Origin of the sequence: Mediterraneibacter sp. 210702-DFI.5.30 (assembly GCF_020560115.1) — a bacterium.
GTDB lineage: Bacteria > Bacillota > Clostridia > Lachnospirales > Lachnospiraceae > Mediterraneibacter > Mediterraneibacter faecis.
In genome coordinates this window covers 1-245 of the sequence record NZ_JAJCME010000147.1, presented here as the reverse complement: position 1 = coordinate 245, position 245 = coordinate 1, and the positions used below count along the sequence as shown (strand labels likewise).

Genomic DNA, 245 nt, shown 5'->3' with positions numbered 1-245 from the left:
AGTTGGAAGACGCCATCAGCCAAATGAACAATGGTGACGTGCTGCTGGTTCAAAACACGCGTTACGAAGACGTTAAAGACGGTGAATACGTTAAGCGTGAATCAGGCAATGACCCTGAATTGGGCAAGTACTGGGCATCATTGGGCGATGTTTTTGTAAACGACGCCTTTGGTACTGCACACCGTGCCCATGCTTCCAACGTTGGTATTGCCCAAGCAATCGGCGCTGGCAAGTCAGGCGTTGGC

The 245-nt window shown here is 51.0% G+C and carries 1 protein-coding gene; it reads left to right on the top strand.

Annotation, left to right across the window (positions count from 1 at the left end):
- Positions 1-245: phosphoglycerate kinase (gene pgk / locus LI126_RS15035; protein WP_227165718.1), on the top strand; the 245-nt coding region annotated here is incomplete at both ends.